General features: G+C 68.8%; 8 protein-coding genes. 4 read left to right on the top strand and 4 right to left on the bottom strand.

Translation table 11 applies throughout. From position 1 onward, the window contains the following. Together nrdR and glyA are read right to left on the bottom strand one after the other, a co-directional pair. Positions 1 to 502: transcriptional regulator NrdR (gene nrdR, locus FV223_RS18015; RefSeq protein ID WP_246689718.1), on the bottom strand; the 502-nt coding region annotated here is incomplete at its 3' end. A gap of 137 nt (positions 503 to 639) precedes the next feature. Continuing rightward, entirely contained in the window at positions 640 to 1,944 is a 1,305-nt protein-coding gene (glyA, locus tag FV223_RS18010; protein ID WP_147728312.1) for a serine hydroxymethyltransferase, read from the bottom strand. A 280-nt stretch (positions 1,945 to 2,224) separates the two neighbouring features. On the opposite strand from glyA, the gene FV223_RS18005 reads away from it, so the two are divergent. Continuing rightward, the gene (locus tag FV223_RS18005; RefSeq protein WP_147728311.1) at positions 2,225 to 2,692 is read left to right on the top strand and encodes a hypothetical protein; all 468 of its coding nucleotides are present in this window, start codon (positions 2,225 to 2,227) and stop codon (positions 2,690 to 2,692) included. Between the two features lie 68 nt (positions 2,693 to 2,760). Then, positions 2,761 to 3,210: a hypothetical protein gene (locus tag FV223_RS18000; RefSeq protein ID WP_147728310.1), complete on the top strand. Its 450-nt coding sequence runs from the start codon at positions 2,761 to 2,763 to the stop codon at positions 3,208 to 3,210. Between the two features lie 64 nt (positions 3,211 to 3,274). Here FV223_RS18000 and FV223_RS17995 read toward each other — a convergent pair whose 3' ends face one another. Next, positions 3,275 to 3,586, bottom strand: coding sequence for a cupin domain-containing protein (locus FV223_RS17995; RefSeq protein WP_147728309.1), 312 nt, complete (start codon positions 3,584 to 3,586; stop codon positions 3,275 to 3,277). A 63-nt stretch (positions 3,587 to 3,649) separates the two neighbouring features. Beyond that, positions 3,650 to 4,813, bottom strand: coding sequence for a hypothetical protein (locus tag FV223_RS17990; RefSeq protein ID WP_147728308.1), 1,164 nt, complete (start codon positions 4,811 to 4,813; stop codon positions 3,650 to 3,652). Positions 4,814 to 4,975: 162 nt separating this feature from the next. Here FV223_RS17990 and FV223_RS17985 point away from each other — a divergent pair, with 162 nt between their 5' ends. Both FV223_RS17985 and FV223_RS17980 read left to right on the top strand, forming a co-directional pair. Beyond that, positions 4,976 to 5,581, top strand: coding sequence for an NnrU family protein (locus tag FV223_RS17985; RefSeq protein ID WP_147728307.1), 606 nt, complete (start codon positions 4,976 to 4,978; stop codon positions 5,579 to 5,581). Between the two features lie 95 nt (positions 5,582 to 5,676). Continuing rightward, positions 5,677 to 6,064, top strand: a 388-nt coding sequence (locus tag FV223_RS17980; protein WP_147728306.1) for a tetratricopeptide repeat protein, incomplete at its 3' end; no start/stop codon positions are given.

The following is a 6,064-nucleotide window of genomic DNA, read 5'->3' as shown; positions in this document are numbered from 1 at the left end:
ACCGTGCCGTGCGCGGCTTGCCCGCCGCGACGCCCTCGGGCGGCTCGACGCCGGCCTCCGCCAAGGTGCCGAGCAGGTCCTCGAAGTCCTTGGCCTCGCGGAAGTTCTTGTAGACGGAGGCGAAGCGCACGTAGGCGACGTCGTCGAGGCCCTTCAGGCCCTCCATCACCAGCTCGCCGATCGCCTCCGAGGTGATCTCGGCCTCGCCGCCGCTCTCGAGCTGGCGGGTGATGCCGCTGACCAGCCGCTCGATCCGCTCGGGGTCGACCGCGCGCTTGCGCAGGGCCACGCCGATCGAGCGCTGCAGCTTGTCGCGCTCGAACGGCACGCGCTTGCCCGAGCGCTTGAGCACCACGAGCTCGCGCAGCTGCACGCGCTCGAAGGTGGTGAAGCGGCCGGCGCAGTCCGGGCAGACCCGGCGGCGGCGGATCGCGGCGCCGTCCTCGCTCGGCCGCGAATCCTTCACCTGCGTGTCGGAGCCGCCGCAATAGGGACACCGCATCGGGCGGACCTTCTCATCGAGCCGGAAAGACGGCGGCCTCTCGGGAAACGAGAACGGCCGCGGATCGAGGCGATCCGCGGCCGTCTCTATCGTGTTGCAGTGCACGCCGGAAGGCTTCCCTTCCGGCGGCGTCCGGATCAGCCGTAGATCGGGAACCGGTCGGTGAGGGCGTGGACGCGGGTCTTGACCGAGGCCTCGACCGTGGAATCCCCGGCCTCGCCGTTCGCCACGAGCCCGTCGAGCACCTCGACGATGAAGCCGCCGATCTGCTTGAACTCGGCGACGCCGAAGCCGCGCGAGGTGCCGGCCGGCGTGCCCAGGCGGATGCCCGAGGTGATCGTCGGCTTCTGCGTGTCGAAGGGGACGCCGTTCTTGTTGCAGGTGATGTCGGCCCGCGACAGCGCGGCTTCCGCCGCCTTGCCGGTGAGGCCCTTCCGCTGCAGGTCGACCAGCATCAGGTGGTTGTCGGTGCCGCCCGAGGTGATGTCGTAGCCGCCCGACATCAGGGTGTCGGCCAGCGCCTTGGCGTTCTCGATCACTTGGCGGGCGTAGATCTTGAACTCGGGCTTCAGGGCCTCGCCGAAGGCCACGGCCTTGCCGGCGATGACGTGCATGAGCGGGCCGCCCTGCAGGCCGGGGAAGATCGCCGAGTTGAACTTCTTGGCGAGCGCCTCGTCGTTCGTCAGGATCATGCCGCCGCGCGGGCCGCGGAGCGTCTTGTGGGTCGTCGTGGTGGCGACGTGGGCGTGCGGGAACGGCGACGGGTGCACGCCGGCGGCGACGAGGCCGGCGAAGTGCGCCATGTCGACGAAGAAGTACGCGCCGACCGCGTCGGCGATCTCACGGAACTTGGCGAAGTCCCAATGGCGCGGATAGCCCGAGCCGCCGGCGATGATCACCTTCGGCTTGTGCTCGTGGGCCAGCGCTTCGACCTGCTCCATGTCGATGCGCTGGTCGTCGCGGCGCACGGTGTAGGAGACCGGCTTGAACCACTTGCCCGAGACGTTCGGGGGCGCGCCGTGGGTGAGGTGGCCGCCGGCGGCGAGGTCGAGGCCGAGGAAGGTGTCGCCCGGCTGCATCAGGGCCATGAACACGCCCTGGTTCGCCTGGCTGCCGGAGTTCGGCTGCACGTTGGCGAAGCCGACGCCGAACAGGCGCTTGGCGCGCTCGATGGCGAGGTTCTCGGCGATGTCCACGAACTGGCAGCCGCCGTAGTAGCGACGGCCGGGATAGCCCTCCGCGTACTTGTTGGTCAGCACCGAGCCCTGCGCCTCGAGCACGGCGCGCGAGACGATGTTCTCGGAGGCGATCAGCTCGATCTCGTGCTGCTGCCGGCCGAGCTCCTGCTCGACGGCCTTGGCGATCTCCGGATCCGCGTCGCTCAGCGGGGCCGCGAAGAAGGAGTTCGAAAAATGCTTGTCGGAAGCGGTACCAGCGCTCATGGATGGCCTCTGTTCTTGTATGCGGGCGAAATCGGCGCGCTCGTCCCGTCGGCGTGCACGGGCGAGCCTTCGTAGCGCTACTCTCTACACGCGTGCGTGGAAGCCGCCAACACAGGCCTTTTTGCCGCGGGGGCAAGAAAAGTTGAGGCCGGGCGCCCGGCAGCGTCAACTGCACGCTGAAAGCACGGCTGGGCGATCGGCCGTGCCTCGCTCCACAGCGCTATAGGAAAATTGACTTTATTAGGAATATATGGCAAGGCCTCTTCGGGGGAGCTTTGGCATGAACGAACGTCGAGACCAGCTTCGATTCGCGCACAGAGTTGCAGAGATCCGCCTGCGGATTGCGATGCTGTCCGTGCTCAGCCATTCCCTCAAAGCCGGCTTTCGCCCGGATCAACCCCGAGGCCCGGATGGTCGCTGGACCGGCGGCGCCGGTCAGATCGTGCGCAGCCAGATAGAGAAAACCGGGAACGCAAGGATCGACGCGAAGACCGAGCTTCTTGTGGATGTCGTCAAGGAGGCAATCTCGATCTCGGGAGATGTCCGTGTGCCGGCCTACGGCGTCCGATTGCATGCTGCGACCGCTCGATTGATTCGCAATCTGGATATTCCAGGTATCGGCCGGCACGGCGTCGAGCAAAGCTTCAGCCTGGGCGATAGTGTTCGTTATGGGCTGGAGGGACGCGTGCGGACCGACGTGGTCTTGCGCGATGGAAGAACATCCTCGGCGCTGATATCGGCGATATGAGATTTCAAGACGGAACAGGACGAAGATAAGCGTTTTTGCCGACATCCACTGGTTTTGAGGGACAGAACATGACGATGGAAGCCTACGCGTTCTGCGCCCGTCCGATCAAATCGATCGAAGACTGGCAAGCGTCGATCGATGCCCTCGGGTTCGATCTGAGATTGAGATCGGCTCGCGATCTCGCGGATCATCGGGGGCACCTTCCGGCGCTTTGGCGTGGCCGAGAAGCCGGGTTAGAGTTCGGCGCTTGCGCGTTCGCGGAACTGGCGGAAACGTACGACGACATCGATCTCGGCGGGCCGTGGCCCTACGCCTACGCCTTCTATTTCGCGGCTTTGCCGAGTTGCGTCGGCACGTGGCTGGCGCTGGCCGCCTGCCTGACGCTGACCGACGGCGTGGCTTTCGACCCGCAAGAGGGAAGAATTCTTCGACCCGGAGAGGCCGCACGCTATGCGCAGGATACCGAGAACGAGGTCGATCGGATCGAGTCAGGGGAGGTCGGTCGGACGCCTTCATAGATGTCGAAGGTTGGAGGGGCCCGCCGACATGGGTCGCGTCGAACGACGGACCCATCCGCCGGCCTCACGCCGACACGTTGATCTCCACTAGCACCGTCTCCGTCTCGAACTCCGCCGCGTGCCACGCCTCCGCGGGGAAGTGGAACACGCTGCCGGGGCCGAATGCCGCACGGCCCTGCTCGGTCTCCAGGATGCCTGAGCCGGAGAGCACCTGCACGAACTGCTCGTGCGCGTGGCTGTGCCGCGCCGCCGAGGTGCCCGCTGGGACGACGATCCGCACGAGGCTGGCGCCCGCGCCCGGGATCGTGCGCTTGGCGACGCCGTTTTCCGCGACGGTCTCGTCGCGTTCGTCCCAGGCGAGCAGGTGGTCGGTCATGGTGGCCTCGTGGTCAGCCCTCGAACATGATGCAGGCGCGGTCCCGGTCAACGCACGATGCGCTCACGGCCACACCTTGATCGCCACCGGCCGCCGCAGCAGGTCGCGGTCCGAGGTGATGGTGCAGCCCTCCGTCCGCAGCGTGACGTAGGTGAGGATCGCGGTGTCGCCGACGTCGTCGAAGTTCCGGCCCTCGGCCCTGGGGTCGAGGAGGGACGGGTAGGCGATCAGGCCGCCCGGCGCCGCGCAGGGGTCGTCGTAGAGCGTCGCCCCAGCGACGAGCAGCCGCGGCACGTCCCAGGTCAGAAGGTCGCGCGAGCTCGTCCAGTAGAAGCCCGATTGCGCGAACCCGTCACCCGCCTTGGCCATGAACAGGGCGACGAAGGCGCCGGTGCCGCGATGGCGGACCACCGCCCCGACGGGCGTCGGGAACGGCGCCACCGGCTTGCAGGCCTCGGCCCGCGCGCCCTTGGTGCGATACGGATCCGGGAAGGACGCGGTGAAGCCGGTGCCGGTCCAGGCGCGCCAGCTCGCCGCATCGCCGGGCGTGGCGGTGCGGAACAGGCACACCCCGGCCTCCTGATCCCCGGGCCGGTCCCAGCCGGTGGTCGAGACGAAGACGTAGCGGAAGCGCCCGTCGGCGAAGACGTTCGACGGGTTAAAGAAGCCGCGGTGACGCCCCTGGCCGACCTCCTGCCGGAACGGGGCCGCCATCGCCACCGCGGGCGGGGTCGTGCGCAGGAAGCTGCGGCCGCCATCCGCGGAGGCGGCGGCGGTGATCGTGTTGTACCAGCAGGCCTCGTAGGTCTCGGCCGTGCAGCGGCCCGGATGCTCGTTCGCCTGGTACTCGTGGTGCACCAGCGCGGCGATCCGGGCGCCGTCCTCGGTCCAGGTGGCGGTGATCCAGGAGCGGTCGTCGTAGAGCGCCGGGTCGGCCTTCTCGCCCGAGTCGAGCACCACCGTGCAGTCGAGCTTGAGGTGGTCGAGGTCCGGCCCGCGCAGGGCCCGGTTGCGGTAGTGCATGCCGAACAGGGCGACCGCACCGGTGGCATCCCGGAACGCGCGGGCCGAGGCGTCGGGCACGTCGGCGCCGTCACAGGCGTCGCGCCCGGCCTTGAACACGATGCTCGGCGGCCCGACCAGGGTCAGGCTCGACAGCGGCGGCTCGGCGGCCGCCTGCGCGAGCGCCGGCAGCGACAGGAGAAACAGCGCGAGGCGGAGCCGCATGGGACGAGACCGATGGGTGCGCCGAAAGCGCACTTGGACGAGGAGCGCGCACGGACGACGGTCGCGCGCCTGGACAAACCACGGGAGTTTCTGTTCAGAACCGTTACAGAATGGCTTCCCGCCGGTGCGGGGGCCCGATCCTCCCGAGCCGAGTCCCCATCCATGCTGATCCTGATCCTCGGGCTGGTGCTGTTCCTCGGCACCCACGCCTTCTCGATGCTGCGCGCCAAGCGCTCCGAGGTCGTCGGCCAAGTCGGCGAGGGCAAGTACAAGCTCGGCTACACCCTGCTCTCGGTCCTCGGCCTCGTGCTGATCGGTGTCGGCTTCCACAACTATCGCGTCGACGGGTACATCCCGGTCTGGGATCCGCCGGTCTGGACGCGCCACCTGTCCCTGGTGCTGGTGCTGCTCGCCTTCATCGTGCTGGCCTCGGCCTACCTGCCGGGCCACATCCGGGCGAAGGCCAAGCACCCGATGCTGCTCGCCGTGAAGATCTGGGCGACGGCGCACCTGCTCGCCAACGGCGACCTCGGCTCGATCCTGCTGTTCGGCTCGTTCCTGGCCTGGGCGGTGATCGCCCGGATCAGCGCCAAGCGCCGCGCGCTCACGGCGGGTCAGGTCGTCGCGCAGCACGGGGGCGCCGCGGCCCCTGCGGGCTGGCGCAACGACGCGATCGCGGTGGTCGTCGGCGTCGTCGCCTGGTTCGTGTTCGGCAAGTATCTCCACCCGATCCTGATCGGCGTCTACGCCTGGCCGGGCCAGGCGTAGACGCCGCCCGGTCGCCAAACCGGCGCCCGCGTGCTAGGCGCGGGGCCAATCGAGACGCTTCAGGTCGTCCGGCTCGCGCGCCGGACCGGGATACGATGGCTGAGAACAACGAGTTCATCCGCGAGGTCAACGAAGACTATCGCCGCGACAAGGTCGCCGAGATCTGGCGCCGCTACAGCGGCGTGATCATCGCGGTGGCGATCCTGGTGGTCGCCGGCGTCGGCGGCTGGCGCTACTGGCAGACGGGCCAGCGCAACGCGGCCGAGGCCGCCTCGCAGCAGTTCGACGAGGCCAACCGCCTGGCCCGCGACGGCAAGGTGGCGGAGGCCGACAAGGCGTTCGACGCCCTCGAGGCGCAGGGGCCGGCCGGCTACCGCCTGCTCGCCCAGTTCCGCTCGGCCGCCGAGACCGCCAAGCGCGACCCGGCCGCGGGTGCCGCCGCGTTCGAGGCGATCTCCGGCGACACGGCGCTCGGCGACGGCC

Source organism: Methylobacterium sp. WL116 (genome assembly GCF_008039455.1).
GTDB lineage: Bacteria > Pseudomonadota > Alphaproteobacteria > Rhizobiales > Beijerinckiaceae > Methylobacterium.
This window is presented reverse-complemented; position numbering and strand designations above follow the sequence as displayed.

Bases quoted from the DNA above. Each gene is read 5' to 3' on its own strand.
- glyA (WP_147728312.1), bottom strand. From the start codon at position 1,944: ATGAGCGCTGGTACCGCTTCCGACAAGCATTTTTCGAACTCCTTCTTC.
- FV223_RS18005 (WP_147728311.1), top strand. From the start codon at position 2,225: ATGAACGAACGTCGAGACCAGCTTCGATTCGCGCACAGAGTTGCAGAG.
- FV223_RS18000 (WP_147728310.1), top strand. From the start codon at position 2,761: ATGACGATGGAAGCCTACGCGTTCTGCGCCCGTCCGATCAAATCGATC.
- FV223_RS17995 (WP_147728309.1), bottom strand. From the start codon at position 3,586: ATGACCGACCACCTGCTCGCCTGGGACGAACGCGACGAGACCGTCGCG.
- FV223_RS17990 (WP_147728308.1), bottom strand. From the start codon at position 4,813: ATGCGGCTCCGCCTCGCGCTGTTTCTCCTGTCGCTGCCGGCGCTCGCG.
- FV223_RS17985 (WP_147728307.1), top strand. From the start codon at position 4,976: ATGCTGATCCTGATCCTCGGGCTGGTGCTGTTCCTCGGCACCCACGCC.